26 protein-coding genes are annotated in these 26,174 nt (G+C 64.7%); 9 read left to right on the top strand and 17 right to left on the bottom strand.

What is annotated here, in order from left to right; all coding sequences use genetic code 11:
* Nucleotides 1–30: 30 nt before the first annotated feature.
* The gene (locus M2D63_RS01285) at nt 31–708 is read left to right on the top strand and encodes a DUF3313 domain-containing protein (protein ID WP_285860917.1); all 678 of its coding nucleotides are present in this window, start codon (nt 31–33) and stop codon (nt 706–708) included.
* 114 nt (nt 709–822) lie between these two features.
* On the top strand, nt 823–1,227 hold the full coding sequence (locus M2D63_RS01280) for a DUF6632 domain-containing protein (protein ID WP_285860916.1): 405 nt from the start codon (nt 823–825) through the stop codon (nt 1,225–1,227).
* Between the two features lie 52 nt (nt 1,228–1,279).
* Here the strand turns inward: M2D63_RS01280 and M2D63_RS01275 are convergent, their stop codons facing one another.
* Nucleotides 1,280–2,050, bottom strand: coding sequence for a class II aldolase/adducin family protein (locus tag M2D63_RS01275; RefSeq protein ID WP_285860915.1), 771 nt, complete (start codon nt 2,048–2,050; stop codon nt 1,280–1,282).
* Nucleotides 2,051–2,101: 51 nt separating this feature from the next.
* Nucleotides 2,102–2,941, bottom strand: a complete 840-nt coding sequence (locus tag M2D63_RS01270; protein WP_285860914.1) for a TauD/TfdA family dioxygenase — start codon at nt 2,939–2,941, stop codon at nt 2,102–2,104.
* 211 nt (nt 2,942–3,152) lie between these two features.
* On the opposite strand from M2D63_RS01270, the gene M2D63_RS01265 reads away from it, so the two are divergent.
* On the top strand, nt 3,153–3,833 hold the full coding sequence (locus tag M2D63_RS01265; RefSeq protein WP_285860913.1) for a TetR/AcrR family transcriptional regulator: 681 nt from the start codon (nt 3,153–3,155) through the stop codon (nt 3,831–3,833).
* Nucleotides 3,834–3,876: 43 nt separating this feature from the next.
* On the opposite strand, the gene M2D63_RS01260 is transcribed toward M2D63_RS01265, so the two are convergent.
* From M2D63_RS01260 to M2D63_RS01215, 10 genes are all read right to left on the bottom strand, one after another.
* Complete coding sequence (locus tag M2D63_RS01260; protein WP_285860911.1) at nt 3,877–5,358, bottom strand: DUF1254 domain-containing protein; 1,482 nt, start codon at nt 5,356–5,358, stop codon at nt 3,877–3,879.
* A 175-nt stretch (nt 5,359–5,533) separates the two neighbouring features.
* A complete protein-coding gene (locus M2D63_RS01255; protein ID WP_285860910.1) occupies nt 5,534–6,397 on the bottom strand; it encodes a sensor domain-containing diguanylate cyclase in 864 nt (287 codons plus the stop codon).
* Nucleotides 6,398–6,559: 162 nt separating this feature from the next.
* Nucleotides 6,560–6,847, bottom strand: a complete 288-nt coding sequence (locus M2D63_RS01250) for a DUF3303 domain-containing protein (RefSeq protein WP_285860909.1) — start codon at nt 6,845–6,847, stop codon at nt 6,560–6,562.
* A gap of 301 nt (nt 6,848–7,148) precedes the next feature.
* Nucleotides 7,149–8,459 (bottom strand): MFS transporter, encoded by a 1,311-nt coding sequence (locus M2D63_RS01245; RefSeq protein ID WP_285860908.1) that lies wholly within the window; start codon nt 8,457–8,459, stop codon nt 7,149–7,151.
* A 90-nt stretch (nt 8,460–8,549) separates the two neighbouring features.
* The gene (locus M2D63_RS01240; protein ID WP_285860907.1) at nt 8,550–9,767 is read right to left on the bottom strand and encodes a fumarylacetoacetate hydrolase family protein; all 1,218 of its coding nucleotides are present in this window, start codon (nt 9,765–9,767) and stop codon (nt 8,550–8,552) included.
* A gap of 26 nt (nt 9,768–9,793) precedes the next feature.
* The gene (locus M2D63_RS01235; protein WP_285860906.1) at nt 9,794–10,852 is read right to left on the bottom strand and encodes an Ldh family oxidoreductase; all 1,059 of its coding nucleotides are present in this window, start codon (nt 10,850–10,852) and stop codon (nt 9,794–9,796) included.
* Nucleotides 10,853–10,868: 16 nt separating this feature from the next.
* Nucleotides 10,869–12,449 carry an aldehyde dehydrogenase (NADP(+)) gene (locus M2D63_RS01230; RefSeq protein WP_285860905.1) on the bottom strand — a complete coding sequence of 527 codons (1,581 nt, stop codon included), beginning with the start codon at nt 12,447–12,449 and terminating at the stop codon, nt 10,869–10,871.
* Between the two features lie 35 nt (nt 12,450–12,484).
* Nucleotides 12,485–14,146: a UxaA family hydrolase gene (locus M2D63_RS01225; protein WP_285860904.1), complete on the bottom strand. Its 1,662-nt coding sequence runs from the start codon at nt 14,144–14,146 to the stop codon at nt 12,485–12,487.
* Nucleotides 14,147–14,309: 163 nt separating this feature from the next.
* On the bottom strand, nt 14,310–15,275 hold the full coding sequence (locus M2D63_RS01220) for a LysR family transcriptional regulator (protein ID WP_285860903.1): 966 nt from the start codon (nt 15,273–15,275) through the stop codon (nt 14,310–14,312).
* A 34-nt stretch (nt 15,276–15,309) separates the two neighbouring features.
* Entirely contained in the window at nt 15,310–16,257 is a 948-nt protein-coding gene (locus M2D63_RS01215; RefSeq protein ID WP_285860902.1) for a LysR substrate-binding domain-containing protein, read from the bottom strand.
* Nucleotides 16,258–16,357: 100 nt separating this feature from the next.
* Between M2D63_RS01215 and M2D63_RS01210 the strand changes: the two genes are divergently transcribed.
* The 3 genes from M2D63_RS01210 (at nt 16,358) to M2D63_RS01200 (ending at nt 20,283) form a co-directional block, all read left to right on the top strand.
* The gene (locus M2D63_RS01210; protein WP_285860901.1) at nt 16,358–17,671 is read left to right on the top strand and encodes an L-fuconate dehydratase; all 1,314 of its coding nucleotides are present in this window, start codon (nt 16,358–16,360) and stop codon (nt 17,669–17,671) included.
* A gap of 64 nt (nt 17,672–17,735) precedes the next feature.
* Complete coding sequence (locus tag M2D63_RS01205; RefSeq protein WP_285860900.1) at nt 17,736–19,034, top strand: MFS transporter; 1,299 nt, start codon at nt 17,736–17,738, stop codon at nt 19,032–19,034.
* Between the two features lie 70 nt (nt 19,035–19,104).
* The gene (locus M2D63_RS01200) at nt 19,105–20,283 is read left to right on the top strand and encodes a GGDEF domain-containing protein (RefSeq protein ID WP_285860899.1); all 1,179 of its coding nucleotides are present in this window, start codon (nt 19,105–19,107) and stop codon (nt 20,281–20,283) included.
* Between the two features lie 9 nt (nt 20,284–20,292).
* On the opposite strand, the gene M2D63_RS01195 is transcribed toward M2D63_RS01200, so the two are convergent.
* From M2D63_RS01195 to M2D63_RS01175, 5 genes are all read right to left on the bottom strand, one after another.
* Nucleotides 20,293–20,736, bottom strand: a complete 444-nt coding sequence (locus M2D63_RS01195) for a hypothetical protein (protein WP_285860897.1) — start codon at nt 20,734–20,736, stop codon at nt 20,293–20,295.
* A gap of 174 nt (nt 20,737–20,910) precedes the next feature.
* The gene (locus M2D63_RS01190) at nt 20,911–21,381 is read right to left on the bottom strand and encodes a bifunctional diaminohydroxyphosphoribosylaminopyrimidine deaminase/5-amino-6-(5-phosphoribosylamino)uracil reductase RibD (protein ID WP_285860896.1); all 471 of its coding nucleotides are present in this window, start codon (nt 21,379–21,381) and stop codon (nt 20,911–20,913) included.
* A 2-nt stretch (nt 21,382–21,383) separates the two neighbouring features.
* A complete protein-coding gene (locus M2D63_RS01185; protein WP_285860895.1) occupies nt 21,384–21,869 on the bottom strand; it encodes an adenosine-specific kinase in 486 nt (161 codons plus the stop codon).
* Nucleotides 21,870–21,921: 52 nt separating this feature from the next.
* Nucleotides 21,922–22,290 carry a hypothetical protein gene (locus M2D63_RS01180; RefSeq protein WP_285860894.1) on the bottom strand — a complete coding sequence of 123 codons (369 nt, stop codon included), beginning with the start codon at nt 22,288–22,290 and terminating at the stop codon, nt 21,922–21,924.
* Nucleotides 22,291–22,327: 37 nt separating this feature from the next.
* Nucleotides 22,328–23,203 carry a hypothetical protein gene (locus tag M2D63_RS01175; RefSeq protein ID WP_285860893.1) on the bottom strand — a complete coding sequence of 292 codons (876 nt, stop codon included), beginning with the start codon at nt 23,201–23,203 and terminating at the stop codon, nt 22,328–22,330.
* Nucleotides 23,204–23,313: 110 nt separating this feature from the next.
* Here M2D63_RS01175 and M2D63_RS01170 point away from each other — a divergent pair, with 110 nt between their 5' ends.
* From M2D63_RS01170 to M2D63_RS01160, 3 genes are all read left to right on the top strand, one after another.
* A complete protein-coding gene (locus M2D63_RS01170; RefSeq protein ID WP_285860892.1) occupies nt 23,314–24,405 on the top strand; it encodes a YafY family protein in 1,092 nt (363 codons plus the stop codon).
* Nucleotides 24,406–24,444: 39 nt separating this feature from the next.
* Entirely contained in the window at nt 24,445–25,185 is a 741-nt protein-coding gene (locus M2D63_RS01165) for a Mut7-C RNAse domain-containing protein (protein ID WP_285860891.1), read from the top strand.
* 111 nt (nt 25,186–25,296) lie between these two features.
* Complete coding sequence (locus M2D63_RS01160; RefSeq protein WP_285860890.1) at nt 25,297–25,998, top strand: tRNA (adenine(22)-N(1))-methyltransferase TrmK; 702 nt, start codon at nt 25,297–25,299, stop codon at nt 25,996–25,998.
* The last annotated feature ends 176 nt before the right edge of the window (nt 25,999–26,174 follow it).

Here is a 26,174-nt window from a genome sequence, read left to right as displayed (position 1 = left end):
ACTGGAATATCATCCTGGAGTGAACCCACTATGACCTGGGCCCATAAACTGTTCGTTGGCGCCATGCTGGCCAGCCTGCTGCTCGGCGGTTGCACCTCCCAGGTCACTGAGCGCGAGCGGTACTCCGGATTCCTGTCCAGCTACAACAATCTGGAAGAAGTGACCACCACCAGCGGTGACAAGGCACTGCGCTGGGTAAGCCCGTCGTGGAACCCGAATGCCTACGACACCATAGCGTTCAGGACGCTGGAGTTTTATCCCGCGCCAAAACCCGATGAGCGGGTCAATCAGCAGACGCTGGCCGATCTGCAAGACTTCATGTCCAGAAAAGCCAAACTCGTGCTGGGCCGGAAATACCAGCGAGTGTCCAACGCGGCCGCGGCACCGGCCGGATCACACCCGCTGATCTTGCGTGCGGCAATCACTGGCGTCAGTGCGTCGAACGAGGGCATGAAGTGGTATGAAGTGATGCCGATCGCGGCCGTTGTCGGGGCGACACAAGCAGCTGCCGGTTACCGGGATCAAGACACCAATCTGTTTATCGAAGCCGAGTTCATTGACGCGAAAACCAATCAGACAATGGCCAAAGTGGTGCGCAAGTTGTTCGGAACGCAACTGGAGAACGAGCGTCAGCGAATCACCAGCAACGATTTCAAAAGCGCTATCGAAAAATTGAATAACGATCTCTGGGCATTCGTCCACGGTTGAACTGACTGTTTTGGCTTGCGGATTCAACCGGTCGCGAGCGTCCATGGTGTTCAACCCCCTTCAGCGCTCAGCCGACTGGGGGCAATCCAGAATCAGCCCAAAGAGGAGCCCGCCATGACCCTAGTCGATCGCCTCAGGCACTTGCGCGTCGTTCTGGTTCTGGCCGGCCTCGCGTGCCTCGCGCTCTACCCACTGATGTTGTTCTGGCCGTCCGGCTGGGCCTGGCATGTCGGTCACTCGGACTACCCGATGATGATCGTTGGCATCTACGCCACACTGGGCGTGTTCTTGATCCTGGCCGCACGTGATCCATTGGCCAATCTGAGCCTGATCTGGTTCACCGTGTGGTCCAGCGCCGTACATGCAGCAATCATGGCCGTCCAGGCGGTCACCCAGCCGGGGCAACTGGGGCACTTGGCAGGTGACGTGCCAGCGCTTTTGATCGTGGCGGTGGCCTTGGCCATCCTGACGCCCCGCTCGCAATCGGCCACTCGGCCCCGGACACACAGTGGGGCCTGAGAGCGGAAGCGACGAGGACTTCTACCCCGCCGTTTGCCCCACTGGGAGAAGCTTATTCAAGCACTGTCGGATCGCGCCGGATCTCCTCCCGCGCCATGGCTTCCCACAGGAACGGGAAGCCGTTGGCATCGGTACGCGCCCCGGTTGCGAGCGCGACGCTGGCGGGTAACGGTGAGCCGCCTCCGAGCATCTCGACCCGCCAGGCCAGACGACTGCGCCATTCCAGCGTGATCGCCCGCAAGTGCGCCTGGCGAATGCCATTGGCCACCACCAGCACGCCATGGTTGGCAAGCAGCGCCCATTTTTGCGTACCCAGTGCCTCTACGGCGGCGCGGCCCAGTTCAAGGTCTTCGACCGTGCCCCGGTACTCGTCATAGAGCACCGGGTCCGTGTCGACCAAGGCTGAGGTCTGGTCGTAGATCGGCGGAATACGCCCGACTGCCGACCACACCGATCCCCACTGCGGGTGATTGTGGATCACCACGCCGACATCATGGCGTGCCGCGTGCACATCTATGTGCAGGTTGATGGCCGGGGTAATGTTCCAGTCACCCTCGATCACCTTGCCGTGCTGATCGAGGCGCAGGATATCCGAGGCGGTCAGCTCCCCCCAGGTCAGCTCCCACGGGTTGGCCAGGTAAGTGCCGTCATCCTGGCGAACGGTGATGTGGCCGGCGATATGGTCGTTGTAGCCCTCGCGGGACAAGACCCGGCACAGCAACGCCACACGCTGGCGCGGTGTCAATTCGGGCAGCAGCGGGTAGCGACCTGGCCTGGGAATGAAACGGGCCAGCAAGTCATGGTTCAGTTCATCCTTCAACATGGCGATTTCCTCCGAGCGAGCGATGCAAACGCTGATCGACCCATCAGTGAGTCAGGCATGGGAAGCCCCGCGAGCGAACACCGAGGTGCGATGCATGCGCCGTTGGTGCGGTTGATAGTCCAGGATGGCGTTGTGCAGCACACTGCGGTTGTCCCAGAGCAGCATGTCGCCGACACGCCAGCGATGGCGGAAGCCGAATTGAACCTGCTGGCAATGGGCATTCAGGTAGCCGAGGATTGCATCGCTTTCGGGGCTTGCCAGGCCGTCGATATGGGTGGTGTAGGTCGGGCTCAGGTACAACGCCTTGCGACCTGAAACCGGGTGCTCGATGACCAGCGGATGCAGGTGCCTGCGGTTCATCGTGATGACCTCGACATAGCGCGCGTGGCTGACGACGTTCTGGCGCAGCGCCGCCGTCATCGGTCCGTTCATGTCGTGCCAGGCGCTCAGGCCTTCAAGGTAGTGCTTCATGCGCTGGGACAACGCGTCGTACGCAGTGGTCATGCTGATCCAGCAGGTATCGCCGCCACGCGGCGGCAGAATCTGCGCGTGGGTCATGGTGATGATCGGCGGACTGGGCAGAAAGCTCTCGTCGTGGTGCCACATATCGGCCCGATCGCCCTGCCGGGAGTCGATCACGGTGATCTGCTCGAAGCCTTCGCCCAGGTTGGGATAGAAGGTGTGAACTTCCGGCTCACCGAAGTGCTGGGCAATCGCCAGGTGTTGCTCGGGCCGTAACCCGGGTACAGACAGTACGATGGCTTCATGTTTGACCAGTGCCGCCTCTAGCGCCGCCAGCGTTTCCGGCAACACCACTGAGGCAGGATCAAGATCAAGCACTTCGGCGCCCAGGCTAGGACCAAGGGGCCGGACGGTGAAAGATGACGACATGGGCAATCTCCCGGTAGGGCTGAATATCCGATCTTGTAGAGCGCATCAATGCGCGTTTGGACGTTGTCTGATCGACGAAAACGATCATACTCAGGTCGCCAAGGCGCAGATATTCGCATTCCCTGGATGCCCGACTACCACTATAAGTAATTGATTTAATTAATAAATATTGGAACGCTAGCGCCACCACAAGCGCAGCACTCGGATTCTCATGAGCAAAAAAGGCAGTGAACCGAAGAAAAGCCCAAGCGCTACCCGCGAGCAGCTTCCCGCGTTGCGCAAGCGGCCGACTCAATCACGCTCTCGCGCACTGGTGGAGGCCGTGGAGCAGGCGTGCCTGCGGATTCTGGATGAAACGGGCGAAGCCTCACTGACGGTCGCCCGCATCGCGGAAGTTTCAGGGGTCGCAGTCGGCTCGATCTACCAGTACTTCCCCAACAAGGATTCGATCATAGCCTTGCTGTACGAGCGGATTCTCGACGAGGAATCCGAAGAACTACTGAACGTGCGCGAGCGGCTGGTTGGCGTGCCCTTGAAATCGGCACTGCGCGATATTCTGGCCAACATCATTCGAGTTGAAACACGCCTGTTCAAACTGAACCAGGCCTTTCACCTGCGTTACCACTCCGCCCTTCACCTGGGCATGTGGCGCGGGCCGTATCAAACGGCAGGTGAGTTCATCGAAGCGACCTGGCTGCCGCTGCTGCACCTGTATGAGCATGAGATCACCACGGAGCACCCTGCCCTGGCGGCCTATTTGCTCGGCCAGGGCTTGCGCAGTGTGATCCGCTCTATATTGGAAGACATTCCGGCGCACCTGGAACATCCGGCCTTGCTCGACAGCCTGGTCTGCATGGCTGTCGGTTGCCTGCGTCCCTCAACAGTCGACTGACAGAACATGCCCTGGCAGTCGTCGGCCAGAAGCGCCCAGCTCGCTACTTGACCTTCACCACATCATCCGGCTTCCAGGTCTGGTCATAGAACGGGTCTTCGCTGCCGTAGAGGCGTAGCGCGACCAGGAAGTTGCGTCCGGGGATGGTCTGGATAAAGGCCGCGTCGGCCACGTCCTGGGGTTTCTGCGGACCGAACCAGATTTCGATGGCGCCGTCCGGCTGCTTGGGGATGTCGTAATAGCCGTTGGTGGACGGCAGTAGCTGCTGGGTTTCCGGCATGGTGCCATCGGTGATGTTGTACGCCGTCACCGCCCAGAACAATGCGGCGGGCGGGTTCGGCGGCAAGCGCAGTTTGTAGGTGCTGCCCCCTTCCAGGAACTTGCCTTCCTTGTCACGGCCGGTGAAGGGATACTTGGAGCCTGCGCCGGTGGTGTGCATCACCATCGCCGGTGCCGAGGAATAGGCGAACTGGAAGAAGTTGGCCCGCTGGTTCACGTCCAGGTAGCTTTCCTGCATCCAGTCGTTGGTGCCGCCGGCCCAGGTGTTCTCGTACTGGCGATCGTTGTAGTAGAGGTTGCGCTTGTCGTCGCGCCCCAGCTGGCGGTTGGCGAGGATCATCTTCGGTGCGGTTTCCACCGCCTTCTTCAGCAGTTCCTGTTGCTGCTGGTTCGGCTCGAAGGGTTGCCCCTTGATAATGCCGATGGAAGCCAGCACGCCGCGCAGTTCCGGATCGATCGCCTCGACCGGCTCATAATCGACAAAGGCCTTGAGCTTGGTCCAGTAGCTGTTATCGACGGGGTACATCATGTTCAGCGACTTGCCGCTGGCATCGGGGAACTGCATCGGCTTGGCGTCTTTCTCGGTCGCCCAGAGCGGGTAGACACGGGTCGCCTCGGCATTCTTCACGGCCGGTGCCGGGTCAGGCTTGCCTTCCCCCTTGGCCATCACGGTGCGGAAGAACAGGAAGACGTTGTAGGTACGCGACTTGACCGCGAAGTAGCCGCCCGGCACCGGACCGTTGTAGTCCGGTGGCAGCAGCAGATACAGGCCGCCACGGGCCCGATCGGGGCCGATGGCGCCAACGTCGGTGAGGGTGCGCTGGAAGAAGTCGGTGAACATGCCGATCACGTTGGCCGGCGCTTTCACCACCAGCGGGCCGGTCTGCTTCAGGTCGAGGTAGCTCATGGAGTAGATCACGTCGGCGTTCGGCGTGGGCACCATGGTCCGCGAGTCCATGCGCTGCTTCCAGATCGGCAATACGTTGTAGCCGGCACCGAAGGCCTTCTCCGACCCCTCCTTCATGCCGATGGTGTTGAGCGCCGGCAGCATGGTCATGTAGGCGAACACCGCACGCTGGTAGTACAGCTCGTCGCGCAGGCCCTCGGCCTCCTTGGGGTCGAGCCAGTTGCCATTGTTGATCTGCTTGATCAGCGGCGAGGCCGGCGGTTCGGCGGCCTGAAGCGATTGCACACCGAAGGAGACGCTCAGGACGGCAATGGACAGCAGCTTTAGCGAGTGGGGCATCGTCGATATCCTTGCTTTGGGAATGCGCGAGGGAAACGAACCTGTGAACGGCGGTGGGCGATCCGAAGACGCACACGCTCAACATTCCGAACTCCATGAGTTACGGAGTCTAGATCGGCTTGAGAGCCCCACAAGTCCTGCGCTGGATTCAGTCCCACCGCACTGTGCCGAAGCATTACCCCCTTGCGCAGCGCTGCCGCTTGATCCGGTACATATCGCCATCGGCATGGCTGAGCAGCGAGTCCGCATTCTCCCCGTCCGCAGGATAACGGGCCACGCCGATACTGCAGGACGGCATGCTGATCCCGCCGAACTCGGCGCCCAGCGGCTCGGCCATGGCGGCGAGGATCTGCGCCACCTTCTCGGCAACCGCGTCCTGCGACCGGGTATCGGTCAACAGCACCGTGAACTCGTCCCCGCCCATCCGCGCCACGGTATCGGTCTCGCGTACACAGGCTTCCAGGCGCCTTGCCATGACGCAAAGCACCTGGTCACCCATGGCATGGCCATGGACATCATTGATGCCCTTGAAGTCATTGATATCCAGGAACAGCAGCGCCAGCGTGCTGCTGTGGCGGTGGGCCGCGCGCAGTGCCGAGTCCAGTCGATCGTTGAACAGCGATCGGTTGGTCAGGCCTGTCAGCGGATCATGATGGGCCAGGAAGCGCAACTCCTCCTCGGCCTGGCGCAGGGCCGTCACGTCCCGCGCCACACCGATCCGCGCCCCCACCTCCTCGGACCAGAAGGCCGCCCAGAGGATGTAGACGATGCTGCCATCCTTGCGCACATAGCGATTGCGAAAATCGACGTGGGACTGGCCGTTCATGACCCGGACGATGGAGGCCCGCGTGACCGCCAGGTCGTCGGGGTGGATGTAGTCGGTGATCGGGGTGCCGGTCAACTCGTCGGCACGGTAACCCAGCAATGCCTGGCAGGCATCGCTGACAAACACAATCTGGTTATCCCGGTCGACCACGAACACCGTGTCCAGCATCAGGTGGATCAGTTTGGGGTACAGCGCTTGCAGGTCAACGGGCATAGGCCAGAAGGTCCGGTTCTTTTGGCGTGATCATAGCCCGACCATGGAGGGGGACGGCAAGTAGGCACTGACTGTAGGAGCGGCGGTGCGACGATTCGACTTGCCCCGCGATCACTCGCACCACCGAATCGCGGGGCAAGCCCGCTCCTACAACAGGCGCACTCAAACACTCATCCGGTTCACCGCTGCCTTGAGCAACGGTGCCAATTGCTCGTCAGTGACCGCCGGATAGACCTGCACATTCATCAGGTCGCTCCATTCCAGCACCATTTGGTACACCAGGTTCACGTTATCGGTCTCGACCACGCCAAAGCCCTGGGTACTGCCCACGACATGCCAGCGGCCAAGGATCTTGAGACCAGCGGGTGGCACGCCGCCGGTCTGATTGAAGCGGACCATGGCGGCGTTGCGGTTTTCCGTGTCGATGGTCCAGTGAATGATGTACAGCATGGGACACCTCCCGGTCAGGCTCGGCACCGTTTGCCACGCCCGCCTGCAGGGCGCCGAGGCCACAGGCGGGCGGCAGCCATACAGGTGTGTTCATGCCTCGCCAACCACGCCTGACACCAAGGCTTCAACCTATTAGGCATAGCAGAGATTCAGGCATCGGGGCGCCCCGTAGGGCTGCAGGTTTGTGTGTAGCCGCTGCCGCCAGGCTGCGATCGGTGGGAGCGGGCTTGTCCCGCGATTGATCTCACCGCCGCATCGCGGGGCAAGCCCGCTCCCACAGCTGCGGCAGCGGCTACGGACGTTACTCGGTGACTGCGGTCATCGGCTCGGGCGCAGGCTGGCTATTGCCGATCGGCGCCTTGAGCAGCAGGAAGTAGGCCACCGCCGAGCACAGGGCGACGATTGCGCTGATCATGAACGCGGTGTTGAACGAGCCCGAGTACTGGATGCTGAAGCCGGTGACGATCGGCGCAACGGAACCGGCAATGTAGCCGCCGAAGTTCTGGATCGAGCCGAACGAGGCCACCCGGCGGCTGTCGACGATGGTGTTGACGATCATCCAGGCGGTGGCGCTGGCCATGTTGATGCTGAACAGCGCCAGGCACAGCAGGATGATGCAGCCGGTCAGGCCGGTGACGAACGACAGCGGCAAGGTGAACAGCGCGGCCATCACCAGGCCGGTGATCACGCTGAACTTGCGGCTGGCCAGGATGCTCATGCCCCTGCGCACCAGCAAGTCACAGAAGCGCCCGGCGACGATGGTGCCGAGCGCGCCAAAGCCATAGGCCAGCGACACCACCCAGGCGGTCTTGTACAGGTTCAGCCCGTGCTCGCGCTCGAAGTAGCCGGGCAGCCAGGTCAGGTGCAGCCAGAGCATGTAGATCACGCCCATGAAGCCCAGTACTGCGCCCCAGGTGCTGCGGTGCTTGAACAGGTCGAGCCAGCCGGCGAAGTACGAGCCCTTCGGCGCCTGCGCGCTGGCCACCTGGACCTTGTGTTCGCTCGGCAATGGCTTGCCTTGGGCCTCAAGCTCGGCCAGGTAGCGCGCCTTGCTCTTGTAGAAGGTCAGCCAGCACAGGGCCAGGACGACGCCGAGCAGACCGGTGATGATGAACATCCCGCGCCAGCCGAAGTTGACCATGAACAGGGTCAGCAACGGCGGTGCCAGGCATGGGCCCAGGCACGTCGAGGACCAGACGATACCGGTGGGGGTGCCGCGTTCGTTGGCATCGAACCACTCGGACAGGGCCTTGGCCGCCGACGGGAACATCGGCGCCTCGCCGATCCCCAGCAGCACCCGCAGGCCCATGAAGCCGGCGAAGCTGCTGACCATGCCGAAGGCCGCCTGGGCCACCGACCAGGCCATCAGCGACGCCCCCAGGGCGATCTTGCTGCCCAGGCGGTCGATGATCATGCCCATGGGCAACTGGGCGAAGGCGTAGGCGATGGAGAACGCCGACAGCAGGATGCCCATTTCCGACGGGCTGATCGCCATGTCTTTCTGGATCGAGGTATTGGCGATCGACAGCGCACTACGGTCCAGGTAGTTGATGATGCCGATCAACAGCAGGAAGACAACCGTGATGCGTTGATACTTCTTCAGTGTGTTCATCTGATGGCCCTTATTATTATTGTGCAGCGGTTGCTATGCCCGGGCGGTCCTTCGGCGGGTTACCGGCTCTTCCTTGGGTAATGCAGACACTCAGGGCTGGCGCGCGGTCACAGCGGCCTCGAGCAGGCCACGCTGGCCGAGGCTTGCGATCAGCGCGCGCAGGCCGAAGTCCCACTGCGGCGCCTGGTCGCTGGTGGTCACGCGGTTGCACAAGGTGCCAAGGTGCGCGTTGCTGATGGCCACCAGGTCGCCCGGTTTGTGGGTGAAGCCATTGCCCGGCTGGTCGCGGTCCTGCTTGGGGGCGAACAGGGTACCGAGGAACAGCACCAGGCCGTCGGGGTATTGGTGGTTTTCGTTGAGGGTCTGGCGCACCAGGTCGACCGGGTCGCGGCTGATCTGGCGCATGGAGCTGCGGCCCTGGAGGACGAAGCCGTCCTGGCCTTCGACGCGCAGGTCCACTTCGGCCTTACGCACATCGTCCAGGCTGAAGGTTTCGTCGAACAGGCGCAGCAGCGGGCCCAGCGCGGTCGAGGCGTTGTTGTCCTTGGCCTTGGACAGCAGCAAGGCGCTGCGCCCTTCGAAGTCGCGCAGGTTGACGTCGTTGCCGAGCATGGCGCCGTGGACGGTGCCGTTGCTCGACACCGCCAGCACCACTTCAGGCTCGGGGTTGTTCCAGCTCGACTTGGGGTGAATGCCGATGTCGGCGCCATGGCCGACCGCCGACAACGGCTGGGCCTTGGTGAAGACTTCGGCGTCCGGGCCGATGCCCACTTCCAGGTACTGCGACCACAGGCCCTGCTCCACCAGGACTTTGCGCAGGGCCTCGGCCTGGGCCGAACCCGGGACGATCTGCGAAAGGTCGGCACCGATGCGGCTGGCCAGGGTGTCGCGGATCGCCTCGGCCTTGGCCGGGTCGCCCTTGGCCTGTTCCTCGACCACCCGCTCCAGCAGGCTGGCGGCGAAAGTCACACCCGCCGCCTTGACCGCCTGCAGATCGATCGGCGCCAGCAGCCAGGGCAAGGACTCGTCGCGACGGCTCGGGTCGCTGTTGTCCAGCAAGGCGGGCAATTCGACCAGGGCCTCGCCCAGCGGCAGCGCGCGCAGGTAGGCCACCGGGTCGGCCACTTCCAGCAGCGCCGAGACGGTCGCCACATGGGCGCTGATGTCGTGCACGGCACCGGCCTTGACCAGCACCACCGCCGGCCCCTGCCCTGGCAGCCAGACCCGTCCGACCCAACTGCCGGTGTTGAACACGGCAGCGTCCTGGTTCAGTTGCAGCGGTGCGTTGTTGTTCGTTTTATCTGTCATGTCTGCACACCTGTTATGAGGGTCGGTCATTGCGAAAGAGTGGGCAGCTGCAACTGCCCGGCGAGCTGGTCGAGCGCATCGACCACGCTCTGCGCCAGGCTCACGCCGTCACGCAGGGCCTGCTCGCGTAGCTTCAGGCCTGCCTGGCCGGGCAGGCGCACCGGGCGCTCGGGGTCGAGCGGGCGGCTGGCCAGGATCAGCTGGCCGAGGAACGAGCTTTCAGCGGTGAACGCTTCCAGCCCGCCGAAGAAGCGTGGGTCGATGACCACGGCGGTGGCCGAGGCGCCCCACTGCTCCGGTGCGTCCTTGCGGCCGTGGCCGGCCAGCCCCGAGGTCAGGGCCTCGACCAGGATCGCCAGGGCAAAGCCCTTGTGGCCGAAGGCCTGGCCGCCCAGGGGCAGGATGCTGCCTGGCGGGGTGGTGAAGAAATCACGAGGGTCGTCGCTCAGTCGCCCATCGTTACTCACCAGCACCGGGTGCGCCAGGCTGCTGCCGGCATCGCGGCACTGGCCAACCAGGCCCAGGGTGACCGTGGACATGCTCACATCCAGCAGGATCGGCTCGCCCCGGGTGGGGATACCGGCGGCAATCGGGTTGGGCGTGTAGACCGGGTCGATGCCGCCGTGGGCGCACACCAGCCCCACCGACGGGTCGGAGGAATAGACCATGGCCAGCAGGCCCCGGTCGGTGAAGGGCTTGAGGTACGCCGCCAGGCAACCGATATGGGCGGCGCGGCGCACCACGGCGATACCGATGCCCTGCTCCGTCGCGCCCTTGGCCGCGCAGTCCAGGGCGCGGCTGACGCAATAGGGGCCGAGCACATAGTGGCCGTCGAACAGGGTCGCGATGCCACTGTCCGAGACCTGTTCGAGCAGCTCGGCGCGCGCCTTGACCTGCCCATCCAGCAGGCCGCCGATATAGCGGCTGACCAGGTTCAGGCCGTGGGTACGATGACCGAGCAATTCGCCTTCGAGCAGCACCCGGGTCACCACCCGGGCGACCTCGGCATCGGCCCCGGCGGTTTCGAACAGCTGCTCGACGAAGGCGGCGAGCTTGTTGGCGTCGTAGCGTTTGACGTCTGTCATGCCAGTGGCTCCATGGTCAGTTCAAGGCCGCGTTGCTGAACGTGCCGTCGACCAGGCGCTGGATGCCCAGCGGGTTGGCGTTCTGCAAGGCTTGGGGCAGCAAGGCATCGGGCACGTTCTGGTAGCACACCGGGCGCAGGAAGCGGTCGATGGCCAGGGTGCCGACCGAGGTACCACGGGCATCGGAAGTGGCCGGGTACGGGCCGCCGTGGACCATGGCGTCGCACACCTCGACACCGGTCGGGTAGCCGTTGAGCAGCACCCGGCCGACCTTCACTTCCAGCACGCCGAACAGTTGCCCGAAGGCCGCCAGGTCCTGGTCGTCGGCCAGCAGCGTGGCCGTAAGCTGGCCGCGCAAGGCCGCGACGGCGCGTAGCAGTTCGGCCTCGTCGGCGACCTGGACTACCACGGTGCAGGGGCCGAAGACTTCTTCCTGGAGCAATTCGTCCTGTTCCAGCAGCAGCCTGACATCAGCCTCGAACAGTTGCGGCTGGGCCTGGTTGCCCATCTGCGTGAGGCCGCCCAGGTGCTTGATGCGTGGGTGCGCCAGCAATGCCTGTACACCGTGGCCGTAGCTGTTCAAGGTGCCGGCGTTGAGCATGGTCTGCGGCGCCTGCTCGGCCATGTAGCCGGTCAGGTGCTCGATAAAGGCACTGAAGGCCGGCGAGCGGATGCCCAGGACCAGGCCGGGGTTGGTGCAGAACTGGCCGCAGCCCTGCACCACCGAGGCGCTCAGTTCCTTGGCCATCTGCACACCACGGCTGGCCAGGGCCTCGGGCAGCACGATCACCGGGTTGATGCTCGACATCTCGGCGAACACCGGGATCGGTTGTGGCCGGGCGGCGGCCATGTCGCACAGGGCCCGGCCGCCCTTGAGCGAACCGGTAAAGCCCACCGCCTGGATGCCCGGGTGCTTGACCAGCGCCTCGCCGACGCCGCCACCGAAGATCATGTTGAACACCCCGGCCGGCATGCCGGTGCGCTCGACGGCGCGGATCAGCGCCTCGGCCACCCGCTCGGCGGTGGCCATGTGGCCGCTGTGGGCCTTGAACACCACCGGGCAACCGGCAGCCAGGGCGGCGGCGGTGTCACCACCAGCGGTGGAGAACGCCAGGGGGAAGTTACTGGCACCGAACACCGCCACCGGTCCGACACCGATGCGGTACTGGCGCAGGTCCGGACGTGGCAACGGCGTGCGCGCCGGCAGTGCCCGGTCGATGCGCGCACCGTAGAAGTCACCGCGGCGCAGCACCTGGGCAAACAGGCGCATCTGCCCGCTGGTGCGGCCGCGCTCGCCCTGGATGCGGGCGCTGGGCAGTGCGGTTTCCTGGCAGGTCAAGGCGATGAAATCGTCGCCCAGGGCGTCGAGTTCGTCGGCAATGGCTTCGAGAAACTCGGCCCGGCGTGCCGCGGGCAGGTTGCGATACAGCGGGAACGCCGCGCTGGCAGCAGCCACGGCGTTATCGACCTCGGCCAGGGTGGCCTGGTGGAAGGCGCCGGGCAGGCGCTCGCCGGTGTGGGCGTCGACGCTGTAGACCAGGGTGTCGCCCAGGGCGCTGCGCTGGCCGCCGATGAAGTTGTATCCGCTAGGGTGCATATGCTTTCGCCTCAAAAGGGTTGCAGGGCTGTCAATCAGGTCACGGCGCCGATCTGCCAGGGCACGAACTCGTTCTGCCCGTAACCGTGCTGTTCGCTCTTGCTGCGCTCGCCCGAGGCGATGCGCAGCATCTTTTCGAAGATGTAGGCGCCGCGTTCTTCAATGCTGGTGGAGCCGTCGGCGATGCCGCCGCAGTTGACGTCCATGTCCTCTTCCTGGTGTTCGAACACCCGGTTGTTGGTCGCCAGCTTGATCGACGGCGCCGGGGCGCAGCCGTAGGCCGAGCCACGGCCGGTGGTGAAGGCGATCAGGTTGGCGCCGCCGGCGACTTGCCCGGTGGCCGAGACCGGGTCGTAGCCGGGGGTGTCCATGAACACCAGGCCCTGGGCGCGCACCGCTTCGGCGTACTGGTAGACGTCCACCAGGTTGCTGGAGCCGGCCTTGGCCACCGCCCCCAGGGACTTTTCCAGGATGGTGGTCAGGCCCCCGGCCTTGTTGCCGGCCGAGGGGTTGTTGTTCAGCTCGGCGTTCATGCGCTGGCAGTAGTCTTCCCACCAGTGGATGCGGGCGATGAGCTTCTCCCCCACTTCGCGGCTGACCGCGCGGCGCGTCAGCAGGTGCTCGGCGCCGTAGATCTCCGGGGTTTCCGAGAGGATCGCAGTGCCCCCGGCCGCCACCAGGCGGTCGACGGCATTGCCCAGCGCCGGGTTGGCGGTGATGCCGGAATAACCGTCGGAGCCGCCGCATTGCAGGCCGACCACCAGGTGGCGGGCGCTGACCGGCTCGCGCTTGACCTGGTTGGCCCTGGGCAGCAGCGCCTTGACCTGTTCGATGCCGCTGGCGATGGTCTTCGACGTACCGCCCACGCCCTGGATGGTGAAGGCCCGTAGCTGATCGCCGGCCTCAAGGCCCTGGCTCTGCAGCAGGCTTTCGATCTGGTTGGTTTCGCAGCCCAGGCCGATGATCAGCACGGCGGCGAAGTTGGGGTGCACGGCGTAGCCGGCCAGGGTGCGGCGCAACAGGCCCAGGGCTTCGCCGCTGGGGTCGACGGCGCAGCCGGCGCCGTGGGTCAGGGCCACCACGCCGTCGATGTTCGGGTAGGCGGCCAGCGCCTCGGGGTGGATGTCGCGGCGAAAATGGTCGGCCACGGCCCGGGCCACGGTCGCCGAGCAGTTCACCGAGGTGAGGATGCCGACATAGTTGCGGGTGGCGACCCGGCCATCGGCGCGCACGATACCCTGGAACACCGCCTCGCCGCTTTGCCCCGACTCAGCCCCGGTAGGAGCGGGCTTGCCCCGCGATTGCAGTGTGTCAGTGGCATCGTATCGCGGGGCAAGCCCGCTCCCACAATGATGGCTGCTCCCACCCTGTGTCGGGGTGGGCTTGGCATCGGCACCGAAGGCATAGTCGCGGGCAAAGTCGCCCATCTGCAGGTTGTGCACATGCACGTGCTCGCCCGCTTCGATGGCCTGCGAGGCAAAGCCGATGATCTGCCCGTAGCGGCGCAGCGGCTGGCCCTGCTCGACGCGCTCGGTGGCGACCTTGTGCCCGGAAGGAACCGGCTGGCGCAGGGTGACGGCTTCGGCGTCCAGGTGCAAACCTTCAGGCAGCGCCTGGCGGGCGATCACCACGTTGTCCAGGGGGTTGAGGCGGATCACGGCGGGGTCGCCGCTGCGGGTGCTGGCAATCAGTTGCATGGGACCTCTCAGGGCGGTGCGGCTGACTTCTTGTTATGGCCACGCCCGTGCTTGCCGGGCGAATCTGCGATAACTGTAAGGAGCCAGGCGCAACATTCCCAATGAGATGATCCGATCACGCGATAACCTGGGGTTATCGCTACCGCTTATCGACCCGCGTTTATCAATCGCTTGCCCCGCCCTCCCCGGCGCGGCGCTGATGGGCGAAATCGAGCAGGATGTCGACGAATTCCCGGGCCGAACCGGTGGGTGGCTCGTCCTTGCGGGTGATCACGCCGTACTCCAGCGGCGCCAGGTGCAGCGGGGTCTGCAGTTCCCTGAACTGGCCGCTGGCAAGCTGGGCGGCGACCATCGAGCGCGGCAACATGGCGATCATCGGCCCCGACTGCAGCAGTTGCAGGAACATCGGCATCGAGATGGTATCGATGCTGTCGGCCGGCGTGGCGATGCCGGCGACCCGGAAGGCCTGCTCCAGGCGCTCGCGAATCGGCGTGCCGAGCGGGTACAGCACCCACGGCCAGTCGCCCAGGGCCTCCAGCGGCGTGCACTCGAGCTGGTTCAGCGGATGCTCGCGATTGACCACCAGGCTGAAGGGTTCGGGCTCCAGCGCCTGGAAGTCGAACTGCTGGCTGAAGCGCTCCTCGGTGAAACGGCCGATCATCAGGTCGAGCTTGTTCTGCTCCATCATCGCCAGCAGATGGTCGCTGGAGTGCTCCACCACTTCGATCGACAGCAACGGGCTGCGCGCCTTGATCGCGGCGATCGCCTGGGGCATGACCACGGCGGTGGCGGCGAAGATCCCGCCGATGCGGATCGAACCGTGGCCGCCCTTGCGCAGCCGGTTGACCTGATCGACGAACTGCTGGGAATCGGCCAGTGCACTCTGGGCGTAGCGCACCACGTACTCGCCCAACTCGGTGGGCGGCATGCTGCGCGGCAGGCGCTCGAACAGGGCGAAGCCGAACTGCTCCTCCAGGTCGCGCAGCATCTTGCTCAGGGCCGGCTGGCTGAGGTTCATCCGCGTGGCGGTGGCGTGCATGTTGCGGGTGCGCGCCAGGGTGTCGATCAGCACCAGGTGCTTGAAGCGGATCCAGTTGCAGAAACTGGAATGGGTAATGTCCGACGGCATCAGCAGACAGCCTCTTGAAGATGAAAGTCCATGGCTAGTGCGCCCGCAGGTAGTCGAGCAAGGTGTCCAGGGCCACCGACCGCGGCCGCGAGCGCAAGGTCAGCAGGCCCAGGTTGACCATCGAGATCGGCAGCTCCACCGGCAGGATGGCGACCATGGCGTAGCGCGCATAATGCTCGGCCACATCGTTGGGCACCACTGCAATCATGTCCGAGGCTTCGAGCATGGCGGTGGTGGCGAGGATCGAGGCGGTCTCGACGATGTCCAGCGACTGCACCATGCCGCCAGCCTGCAGGGCGCTCTCGACCCGGCGGCGCATGGGGCTGCCGATGGGGTGCAGGATCCAGGTCAGCTCGACCAGGTCGGCCAGGGCCAGCGCCGGGGCCGACGCCAGGGGATGGTCGACCCGGGCGATCACACGCATCGGTTCATTGCTGTCGAGCAGTTCGATGTTCAGGTCCTGGCTGTCGCCCTGGTCGGGCAGGCGCCCCACCACCACATCGAAATCGCCGCGCAGCAGCGCGGGCAGCAAGGTGTCGCTGGTGCCGACTTCCAGGGAGATGCGCACCTTGGGATGGTCACGCTTGTAGGCCAGCACGGCGCGGGTCAGCAAGCCCGGCACCGGGCCCATGACACTGGCGACCCGCACCAGCCCCGCGGCGCCACGGGCAAGTTCCGCGATCTGCGCCTGGGCGTGCTCGAACTCGTGCAGTGCGCCCTGGGCGTAGCGGATCATCACCTCGCCATAGAGCGTGGGCTGCATGCCCCGCGGCAAGCGCTCGAACAGGCGCACACCGAGGCGGTCTTCGAGCTGTTGCAGCAACAGGCTCGCGGCCGGTTGCGTGGTGTGCATGGCCGCCGCGGCGCGGCGCAGGTTGCCGAACTCGCCCAGGGCATTGAGCAGGGTGATCTGGCGGCTGGAGATCTTCAGCGCGCCGAGGCTGTGGGGTGCCTGTGGCGGGTCTTGCGGGCTCAGAGACATATCAATTCCGATATACCTGCTTAGGATTTGGCGATTATGCCTGTATCGCTCGACAACCTACAGTCAGGTCTCCCAGAGGTCACCACAACTAGAGCCCGCCATGAGCATACGCATTACCCACCTGAGCGTTCGCGACATCCGCTTCCCCACTTCGCTGTCGCTGGACGGCTCCGACGCCATGAACAGCGCCCCGGACTATTCGGCCGCCTATGTCGTGCTGCACACCGACGCCGCCGGCCTGGAAGGCCATGGCCTGACCTTCACCATCGGCCGTGGCAACGAAATCTGCGCGGCCGCGGTGCAATCACTGGCGCCGCTGATCGTCGGCCTGACCCTGGAAGAAATCGTCGCTGACATGGGCGCCTTCTGGCACGCCTTCACCGTCGGCGACAGCCAGCTGCGCTGGCTCGGCCCGGAAAAAGGCGTGATCCACCTGGCCACCGCCGCCATCGTCAATGCCGTGTGGGACCTGTGGGCCAAGCACGAAGGCAAGCCGGTGTGGAAACTGCTGGCCGATATGACGCCCGAGCAACTGGTGCGCTGCCTGGACTTCAGCTACGTCACCGACGTGCTCACCCCCGAGGAAGCCATCGCCCTGCTGCGCCGCCAGGCCCCGGGCAAGGCCCAGCGCGAGGCGCAGATGCTGCGCGAAGGCTACCCCGGCTACACCACCGCCCCCGGCTGGCTGGGCTACAGCGAAGAAAAAATGCGCAAGCTCGCCCGCGAAGCGATCGCCGATGGCTGGACCCACATCAAGCAGAAGATCGGCGCCAACCTGGAAGACGACATTCGCCGCGCGCGCATCCTGCGCGAGGAAATGGGCTGGGAACACACCCTGATGATGGACGCCAACCAGGTATGGAGCGTCGATGAAGCAGTAGACAACATGCGCCGCCTGGCCGCCTTCGAGCCGCTGTGGATCGAAGAGCCGACCAGCCCCGACGACATCCTCGGCCATGCCGCCATCCGCCAGCGCATTGCGCCGATCGGCGTGGCCACCGGCGAGCACTGCCACAACCGGGTGATGTTCAAGCAGATGTTCCAGGCCGGTGCGCTGGACTTCTGCCAGCTCGACGCGGCCCGCCTGGGCGGTCTGAACGAGGTGCTGATCGTGCTGCTGATGGCCGCCAAGTACGAGGTGCCGGTCTGCCCCCATGGCGGCGGCGTCGGCCTGTGTGAGTACGTGCAGAACATTGCCCTGTTCGACTACATCGCCGTCTCGGCGTCGCTGCACAACCGCGTGCTGGAGTACGTCGACCACCTGCACGAACACTTCCTCGACCCGGTGGTGATCCGTCGCGGCCGCTACATGCCGCCGCAGCGTCCGGGCTACAGCATCGAGATGCGCGCCGACACCCTGGAGCGCTACCAGTACCCCGACGGCGCGGTGTGGCTGGATATTCGCCGAGGCTAAGACCTGCCCGTGGGTGCCGCCCTGTGCGCGGCACCTGCCAGAACCATTGAACGGGGAAACAACAATGACAATCCTCAACACCGCAACGGCCAGCGCCGCGCCCGCCGTCACTGGCGAGCAACGCCTCAACGGCCTGCTGCTGCGCAAGCTGATGCCGCTGCTCATCGTGGTCTATGTGATGAGTTTCCTGGACCGCACCAACATCGCCCTGGCCAAGGCCAGCATGGGCATCGACCTGGGCCTGTCGGCGGCGGCCTACGGCCTGGGCGCCGGGCTGTTCTTCCTCACCTATTCGCTGGCCGAAGTGCCGAGCAACCTGATCATGCACCGGGTCGGCGCACGCTTCTGGATCACCCGCATCATGATCACCTGGGGCCTGCTCTCGGCGGGCATGGCCTTCGTCCAGGGCGAGACCTCGTTCTACATCATGCGCCTGCTGCTCGGGGTAGCCGAGGCCGGCCTGTTCCCCGGCGTGATGCTCTACCTGACCTACTGGTTCGACCGCGAGCAGCGCGCCCGTGCCACCGGCTACTTCCTGCTCGGCGTGTGCCTGGCCAATATCCTCAGCGGCCCGCTGGGCGGCGCCCTGCTGGAACTGGACGGCGTGCTCGGCTGGCATGGCTGGCAGTTGCTGTTCGTCATCGAAGGCCTGCCGGCGGTGGCCCTGGCCTATGTGGTGTGGAAGAAGCTGCCGGACGGTCCCGCCTCCGCGCCGTGGCTGTCGCCTGACCAGGTCCGCGACATCGAATGCCGGCTGAATGCCGAACGCGCCGCAGCGCCGCAACAGAGCCGGCTGGGGCAGATGTTCCGCGACAAGCAGATCTGGCTGGCGATCGCGGTGTACTTCGTGCACCAGATCACCATCTACACCGTGATCTTCTTCCTGCCCGGCATCATCGGCACCTACGGCGCGCTGTCACCGTTCCAGATCGGCCTGCTGACCTCGGTGCCATGGATCGCCGCTGCCCTCGGCGCCGCGACCCTGCCGCGCCTGGCGACCACCCCGGGCCGCTGTCGCACCCTGCTGTTCTGCGGCTTGCTGACCATGGCCGCCGGGTTGCTGCTGGCCTCGCTGTCCAACTCGTTCATCGGCCTGATCGGCTTCTCGCTGACGGCGCTGATGCTGTTCGTGGTGCAGTCGATCATCTTCGTCTTCCCCTCCAGTCGCCTGAGCGGCAGCGCACTGGCGGCGGGCCTGGCCTTCGTCACCACCTGCGGCCTGCTCGGTGGCTTCGTCGGGCCTTCGGTGATGGGCCTGATCGAACAGACCACCGGCAGCACCCGCAACGGCCTGTGGGTGATCGCTTCGCTGCTGGTGCTGGCGGCGCTGATCAGCACCCGGCTGCGCCAGGGCCAGGAGTAAACGAGGGGCTCGGGAAAAATCCGCCGCGAGCGCTTACAATCGGGCACCTTTCCCACGAAATTTGTTCGCCATGGCGCTCGACCCTCCTACCATGCTGACCCTCTCGATCGCCCTGGCTGCCGCCGCCGGGCTGTACCTGGCGATCGAGTGGCGCAGCATCCGCGAATCTTCACTGCTGTACTGGAGCGCGGGCTTTGCCACTATCAGCATCGGCTCGACACTCGCCCTGCTGCGCATGAGCGGCCTGCTGCTGATCGGCATCTGGTTTGCCAACGGCCTGCTGGTGCTGGCCCACTGGCTGTTCCTGATGGGCGTTGCGCGCTTCACCCAGACCCGTTCGTCCCGCGCCTGGTACCTGGTGTTCGCCAGCTGGCTGGCCCTGTTGCTGTTGCCGGACGGCCAGTGGTGGTCCAAGGTCATGTTGCTGGCCAACTCGCTGCTGGTCGCGCTGCTGACCCTCAGGGCCAGCCTGCTGCTGCGCCCTCATGGCAAGTCGCTGAGCGTCGGCGCCGTGCAACTGCGTTATGTGCTGCTGGCCCACGGGTTGTTCTACCTGGCCAAGTCCCTGGTGCCCCTGGTGCCGGGCACGCTGATTGACCTGGCCGCCTTCCAGGGCCAGATCATCCAGGTCTCCCTGGTCGAGGGCACCATGGCGATCATGCTGATCGCCCTGTCGATGACCGGCACCGAACGCCACCGCCGTGAGGAGCGCATCGCCCGCCTGGCCGCCCGCGATCCGCTGACCGCCCTGTACAACCGCCGCGCCCTGGAAGTGCGGGCGCCGCGCTTGCTGGAAGAAGTCTCCCCTGCCCGGCCCGGCGCCTTGCTGCTGATCGATATCGACAAGTTCAAGGGCGTCAACGACCTGCACGGACACCTGGCCGGTGACCGACTGCTTATCGCCCTGAGCGAGATGATTCGTTCGCACCTGCCCGAAGGCGCGCTGGCAGCAAGGCTTGGGGGTGACGAGTTCGTCATCCTGCTGAGCAATACCTCCAGCGAGCACATCAATTCGCTGGGCAGTGCCCTGCGCGAGCAGTTCCAGCACGCCGCCGCCCAGGCATTCACAACGCCGGAAGCGGTGACCCTGAGCATCGGCGCCACCCTGTTCGACCAGCCGCCAGCAAGCCTGGCGGCCTTGATCGAGCAAGGCGATGCGGCGCTCTATGCATCCAAGCGCGGGGGACGCGACAGTATCCGCCTGGTCGACCGTACCCTGGCCAGTGAGGCACCACTGCGTACCCCGTGATGGGCAGGATCAGCCCGCGCTGATCTTGCCGCAGAACAGCGGACGGCTGCCGTCGGCCGGGCTGGTGCTGACCAGCAAGGCATAGTCACCCTTGCTCAGTTCGCCCAGCGTCACCGGCGCCTGGGCCCAGAACCGGGTGCGCGGGGCCATCGAGGGGTAATCGACGCTGTTGGCCTGACGGGTCTGGTAGGCCGGTTGGGCGCCCAAATGGTCGCAAGAACCTGCGTAGATCGCCGTGACCAACCGACTGGGGACAGCCAGGTCGTGCGGGACGCCACCGACGGTGAGCTGGATGGCGGTCTGGTTGCCCACCGGGCTGAGGGTGGCCCGGGCGATATGCTCTGCGTTCTGCGGGGTAGCATCGAGGGGGACATCGACAATCTCGGTTTTGCTTGCGCAACCGGAAATTGCCCCGACCGCCACTACCAACGCCAGCCAAGGTGTTCTGTTCATCACAGATCTCCTGAGTTGAGGTGCGTTGATTTCGTCCCCCCCATGAAGTCTAGTGGCCTGCACCCGGCATGGGATCTGGCCGATGGGTGGTCATGGCCGCCATCGCCGGCTCTGCCGGCTCCCACAGTGGTCCCGCTTCTGTGGGAGCAGGCGAAGCCTGCGATAGCCCCTGAATCAATCCCCGTCTTGACGATGAAGATAAGGCCCCATGTCCTGACGAGCCTGGTGTTCGAGCAAACCGACCGTAACTTCAATACCTGCCTGGCGAAGGATCTCGATCCCCGCCCCGGCGTTGCGGGGGTCGGGATCGAGCATCGCCACATGCACCCGTGCAATGCCCGATCTCACCAATGCCCGGGCACATGAAGGCGTTCGCCCAGTGAATGAACAGGGCTCGAGCGTGACGTACGCCGTCAGGTCATCGAGCCCCGGCTCCAGCTGCGACAGCGCCATTGCTTCGGCGTGGTGCCGGCCTGGTGCCTGGGTGAAACCACTGGCGACCACGACACCCTCATGCACGATCACGCAACCGACAGGTGGATTGGGCAGACAACCGGGAAGCGCGCATCGACCCTGCTCCAGCGCCCTGCCCATCATGAGTCTGTCGTGATCGCTGAAGGACGTGGGCGCGCCGGAGTACGACATGTTCACAATTTGTAGCCAATCTGGCGCAACAGATTCTTGCGCCCCTGGATATCGTCGTCATCTTCAATACCCTTGGGACTGAAGCCATCCACCACGCCGAGGATCGCCCGCCCTTGGTCCGTCTCGGCAAGAATCACCTCGGTCGGATTGGCGGTCGCACAGAAAATGCGGCAGACCTCCGGAACCATCTTGATGGCATTGAGCACGTTCAGCGGATAAAACCCCTCGCCGAGGAAAATGACGAAGCTATGGCCTGCGCCGATGGCACTCGCGTTCGTCCGTGCCAGCTCGATCATCGCCTCATCGGTGCCAGACCAGCGCACCAGGCATTGGCCAGAGGCCTCGCAAAAGGCCACACCGAAGCGGATACCTGGCACGGCGTTGACCAACGCTTCGTGGAGGTCTTCGACGGACTTGATGAAATGCGTCTGGCCCAGGATGAAGTTGGTCAGCTGCGGATTGTCGATTTTCAACGTCATGAGTTGCATTTCGAACACCTCCACTCACAAAAGGGCTGCCGGGGTCTGACTTCAGTCCGGCTCACGCCCCAGGCTTCTGTCGCGCACGCGCCTGCGCCAGCATCGCATCCAGCTCGGCAATCAACTCATCCGGGCACACCTCGGTCCATTCCCCGGCATCGGCCGCAATGATCCGTTCGGCAAACTGCGGACTGTATTCGGGCGCATCGGCCTCGCTATCATCCGCGCAAATCGAGAAAAAAATCCACAATCCGGCCGTATCTGCGCCAATCAGGCGCTGCTGATTCTGAAGCAGGAGCAGCGCAGACAGGTATTCGCTGTCGGTGAGTCCCGGATGGGCGCGCATCACCGACGCGCGCAGCGCCGTACCCGCAATACCACCCTCTGCCAGGTTCAGGATCAAGCACTGCAACGGGGTCAACTGAGTCATCGGGCACCTCTGCAATCAAGTTCGGTTGAATCGTTCATCACGCATTCGCGGCAGCGCCCAGGTCATACCCGATCATGAACAGCGCCTGCTCGATCGCCCGCAACGTCTGTGCCGGGGTAACACCGGTGCGGAACGGGCTGGCGGCGCAGCGCGCATGGCTGGCTACCTGGCTCAATACCCAGCTGGCGTTCATGTTCCAGCGCGCATGGTGCGAACCCGAGCGCAGGCGCTTGAACTGAAGCGTGCCGGTGCTGGGATTACGGTTCTTCGGATCAGTGCTGTTCTCCCCTTCCTTTGCCGCCGCCCAGGGGAAGTTCAGGCCTTCAGGTACCCGGGTGAGCCCCTTCGCCTTGCAGTACTGCACCACCAGCCGGCCAAGACCTGCGGCTACGCGGCTGTCGTAGATCACAAACTCCGGGCAGACGAGCGAGTAGATCTTGGTCATCCCGGAGTTGAAGCGCAGCGTATTGGAGCGAAGGATCGGAGCATCGGGGTCCTTTTTGATCAACGCAGCTTTCACATCCTGCACCATGCGCCCCAGGCCCACCTTGTTGGCCTTGAGCCACTGGGCGTTGTGCGCACTGACACCGCCCCAGGCCATGACATCAAGTGCACCTTGCAGTACCCGCTCGTCGTCGCTGCCGGCCGCCTGCAGATCCTGGCGCAACGCCTCCAGTGCATGGGCATTGCTGTCGGCGCTGGCGCCAGGGTTGAACGACAGGCGGGCGTTGCCGGGGTGATTCCAGGCGTAGCCCCGGTAGGCGTCATAGAGACTCTCGCAAGACCATTTGGCGCCGCTGCGACGATCGACATACTGATGCTTGAACAGGGTTCTGGAATCAAGTTCAGTGGCCAGCCAGCCGATAAACTCAGGGACGTGAGGGAGAGTGGCGTGGGCTTGTCGGGTTTTCATCGATGCTCCTGTGGGCTGGCGCTCACCGCGAAATTGCGTGCCAGCCAGAGGAATGCTACAGGCCGGTACGACATCCTTTTTTCCGCACCCACCATTTGAGGACATCTTTTTTGACTGGCACCCAGTACACCGCGCCCGATCGTGCGGAACGTCGCAAAGCGATACGCGAAATCCTGCGGCGCGAAGCGCGCAACATGGCGACCGACGAGATTCACGAAGCGTTGGAAAAATGGTTCGGCCCCTACTCCAGCCGAACAACCCGCAATGATCTTCAGGCACTGACCGAGCCCAAGCTGGTGACAGAGATCAAGGAAGGCGGAAAGGATCGTCGGGCCCGCTATTGGCGGCTCAACCGCTCAAGCCTAGACCTGGTCCTTTCACCGACTGAGTCGATGACGCTGTCGGCCGTGTTCCAGCATGCAGAGCGCTTCGGGTTTCGTGTTGAGGTGGGGGAGCTGGCGACGCTGCGTGAATATGCCGCCGGGTCGGTCGCCGCCGGGGCAAGACGCAACCTGTTGGCCGAAGGACGCATCCGCACGGGGACTCGTTTTACCGTGCTCCATCCAGGGAACTACAACCCGGACCACCTGGAGACGATTCAGAATGCCATGCGCGACGACGTGAACCTGCAGGTGGTCTATCGGCCACGTGGAGCCGGCGACGTGCAGTGCACCTACTTTCTGAAACCCTTGGCGCTCTCTTACCAGGACTCGAACATCTACTTGTCGGCCTTTGTCGACAGCGAGGAGTGGCCAGCCGGCAAAGCGCCTGAAGCGGGAGCGCCCCGGGGCAAGTACAGCAGCAACGGACCGGGCACCCTCTGCGCGCTCATGCTGCACCGAGTGGTCAGTGTCCGGACCACGGTGGCAACCATTGCCGAGCCGCCCGGTTACGATCCCGCGTCAACCGAAGCACAGCGCGACCTGGTGACGATTCACGGCGACGGCCCTGTCGATCTGCAACTGCGCTTGAGCCCCAACCTGCACAACCGGCTCACGGAGAACCCGCTGTGTGACAATCAGGTACTGACGCAAGACCGCTATGGATGGGTATTGGCCTGCCGGCTGGAAGACACCCAGGGGTTGCGTCTGTTCTTGCTCAGCAATGCCGCAGATATCGAGGTCCTGGCGCCTGCTCGACTACGTGCCCATGTGCGAGAAACCCTGGATGCGGCGCTAGCGCTCTACCATCGCGAGGGGTGATGGACGCACGCCTCCTGCAGCCCTGCCATACTGTTGGACATGACCCGTGCAACCTTCCGCTTCTACGAGGAGCTCAACGATTTCCTGCCGGTCGAACGGCGGCGCCAGTCCTTCACCTGCGCGTGCGCGCAAGGGGCCACGGTCAAGCACATGATCGAGGCGCTCGGGGTACCGCACACCGAGGTCGAGTTGGTGCTGCTCAACGACGAGTCGGTGGGCTTCGAGCAGTTGATCTTCGACGGTGACCGCCTGGCGGTGTACCCCAAGTTCGACGCGCTGGACATCAGCCCGCTGCTGAAGGTGCGCCTGCACCCGCTACGGGTGCTGCGCTTCATCGCCGACGCGCACCTGGGCGGGCTGGCCAGCCTGCTGCGCATGAGCGGCTTCGACACCCTCTACGACAATGCCTTCGAGGATAGCCAGATCGCCGAGATCGCTGCGCGGGATGGCCGCATCGTGCTGACCCGCGATCGCGAACTGCTCAAGCGGCGGATCATCAGCCACGGCTGCTACGTGCATGCCCTCAAACCCTCCCTGCAACTGCGCGAAGTGTTCGAGCGCCTCGACCTGGCACGTAGCGCCCGCCCCTTCAGCCTGTGCCTGCATTGCAACCAGGCGCTGCACGAAATCAGCCCGGAGCTGGCCCGGCCACAGGTGCCGCCACGGGTGGCCGCCCTCTACTCGCGCTTCCTGCGCTGCGATGCCTGCAAACGGATTTACTGGGAGGGTTCGCACTGGCGCGGCATGTGTGCGCTGCTGGCTCCGCTGCTGGATACCTAACCGGGCGCCCTGACTCTGGTCGCATAAAGTTGAAATACCCGGCATTGCCCGACAGAATCGCGCCCTGTCCGGCCAGCGGTGCCGGAGGTTGCAGGTGAAAAGGGGCTGCAGTTGAACGAACAGACATTGTCCATGCGCCTGGAGCGCGTGGCGGCGCAGGTGCCGGCCGGGGCGCGACTGGCCGATATCGGCTCGGATCACGGCTACCTGCCGGTGGCCTTGATGCGCCGTGGCGCGATCAGCGCTGCGGTGGCTGGCGAGGTGGCGTTGACGCCGTTTCGCTCGGCCGAGCGCACCGTGCGCGAGCTGGGCCTGGAAGCGCAGATCAGCGTGCGCCTGGCCAATGGCCTGGCGGCGATCGAGCCCGGGGACGGGATCACCGCGATCAGCTTCTGCGGCATGGGCGGCGAAACCATCCGCGACATCCTCGACAGCGGCAAGGCGCACTTGAGCGGACAGGAGCGCCTGATCCTGCAGCCCAATGGCGGCGAGCAGCCGTTGCGCCAGTGGCTGATGGACCATGGTTATCGCATCCTCTGCGAGGAGGTGCTGCGGGAAAACCGCTTCGACTACGAAATCATCGTCGCCGAGCGCAGCGGGCCGGTGCAGTACAGCGCCAAGGAGCTGTACTTCGGCCCGCTGCAGATGCAGGCACGCAGCCCGGCCTTCCTGGTCAAGTGGCAGCGCAGGCTGCGCCTGAAGCAGCGCACCCTGGCCCATTTCGCCCGGGCGCGGCAGGCGGTGCCCGAGGGCAAGGCGCAGGACCTGGCCCGCCAGGTGCAGTGGATCACCGAACTGCTGGCGACCCAGTAGCCGCTGCCGCCAGGCTGCGATCGACCGCGAAGCGGTCGTAAAACCTGCGCCCACTGTATCCCTGATACTCCGAGGTGTCCGGGTTGCGTCTGCTGCGCAGCCGATCGCAGCCTGGCGGCAGCTCCCACAGATACCCGGCAATCGCCTGCCGACCGTAGGAGCTGGCGAAGCCTGCG

This window comes from Pseudomonas sp. BJa5 (assembly GCF_030272875.2).
In the GTDB taxonomy this organism is placed as follows: Bacteria; Pseudomonadota; Gammaproteobacteria; order Pseudomonadales; family Pseudomonadaceae; genus Aquipseudomonas.
The sequence above is the reverse complement of the archived record's forward strand: the minus strand, read 5'-3'. Positions and strand labels throughout refer to the sequence as shown.

Coding starts and splice junctions, on each gene's coding strand:
- M2D63_RS01165 (WP_285860891.1), top strand. CDS start 24,445: ATGACCCGTGCAACCTTCCGCTTCTACGAGGAGCTCAACGATTTCCTG.
- M2D63_RS01240 (WP_285860907.1), bottom strand. CDS start 9,767: ATGACAGATAAAACGAACAACAACGCACCGCTGCAACTGAACCAGGAC.
- M2D63_RS01195 (WP_285860897.1), bottom strand. CDS start 20,736: ATGAACAGAACACCTTGGCTGGCGTTGGTAGTGGCGGTCGGGGCAATT.
- M2D63_RS01260 (WP_285860911.1), bottom strand. CDS start 5,358: ATGCCCCACTCGCTAAAGCTGCTGTCCATTGCCGTCCTGAGCGTCTCC.
- M2D63_RS01185 (WP_285860895.1), bottom strand. CDS start 21,869: ATGCAACTCATGACGTTGAAAATCGACAATCCGCAGCTGACCAACTTC.
- M2D63_RS01245 (WP_285860908.1), bottom strand. CDS start 8,459: ATGAACACACTGAAGAAGTATCAACGCATCACGGTTGTCTTCCTGCTG.
- M2D63_RS01250 (WP_285860909.1), bottom strand. CDS start 6,847: ATGCTGTACATCATTCACTGGACCATCGACACGGAAAACCGCAACGCC.
- M2D63_RS01230 (WP_285860905.1), bottom strand. CDS start 12,449: ATGCACCCTAGCGGATACAACTTCATCGGCGGCCAGCGCAGCGCCCTG.
- M2D63_RS01275 (WP_285860915.1), bottom strand. CDS start 2,050: ATGTTGAAGGATGAACTGAACCATGACTTGCTGGCCCGTTTCATTCCC.
- M2D63_RS01220 (WP_285860903.1), bottom strand. CDS start 15,275: ATGCCGTCGGACATTACCCATTCCAGTTTCTGCAACTGGATCCGCTTC.
- M2D63_RS01265 (WP_285860913.1), top strand. CDS start 3,153: ATGAGCAAAAAAGGCAGTGAACCGAAGAAAAGCCCAAGCGCTACCCGC.
- M2D63_RS01255 (WP_285860910.1), bottom strand. CDS start 6,397: ATGCCCGTTGACCTGCAAGCGCTGTACCCCAAACTGATCCACCTGATG.
- M2D63_RS01175 (WP_285860893.1), bottom strand. CDS start 23,203: ATGAAAACCCGACAAGCCCACGCCACTCTCCCTCACGTCCCTGAGTTT.
- M2D63_RS01190 (WP_285860896.1), bottom strand. CDS start 21,381: ATGTCGTACTCCGGCGCGCCCACGTCCTTCAGCGATCACGACAGACTC.
- M2D63_RS01270 (WP_285860914.1), bottom strand. CDS start 2,941: ATGTCGTCATCTTTCACCGTCCGGCCCCTTGGTCCTAGCCTGGGCGCC.
- M2D63_RS01200 (WP_285860899.1), top strand. CDS start 19,105: ATGGCGCTCGACCCTCCTACCATGCTGACCCTCTCGATCGCCCTGGCT.
- M2D63_RS01210 (WP_285860901.1), top strand. CDS start 16,358: ATGAGCATACGCATTACCCACCTGAGCGTTCGCGACATCCGCTTCCCC.
- M2D63_RS01280 (WP_285860916.1), top strand. CDS start 823: ATGACCCTAGTCGATCGCCTCAGGCACTTGCGCGTCGTTCTGGTTCTG.
- M2D63_RS01180 (WP_285860894.1), bottom strand. CDS start 22,290: ATGACTCAGTTGACCCCGTTGCAGTGCTTGATCCTGAACCTGGCAGAG.
- M2D63_RS01215 (WP_285860902.1), bottom strand. CDS start 16,257: ATGTCTCTGAGCCCGCAAGACCCGCCACAGGCACCCCACAGCCTCGGC.
- M2D63_RS01205 (WP_285860900.1), top strand. CDS start 17,736: ATGACAATCCTCAACACCGCAACGGCCAGCGCCGCGCCCGCCGTCACT.
- M2D63_RS01285 (WP_285860917.1), top strand. CDS start 31: ATGACCTGGGCCCATAAACTGTTCGTTGGCGCCATGCTGGCCAGCCTG.
- M2D63_RS01225 (WP_285860904.1), bottom strand. CDS start 14,146: ATGCAACTGATTGCCAGCACCCGCAGCGGCGACCCCGCCGTGATCCGC.
- M2D63_RS01235 (WP_285860906.1), bottom strand. CDS start 10,852: ATGACAGACGTCAAACGCTACGACGCCAACAAGCTCGCCGCCTTCGTC.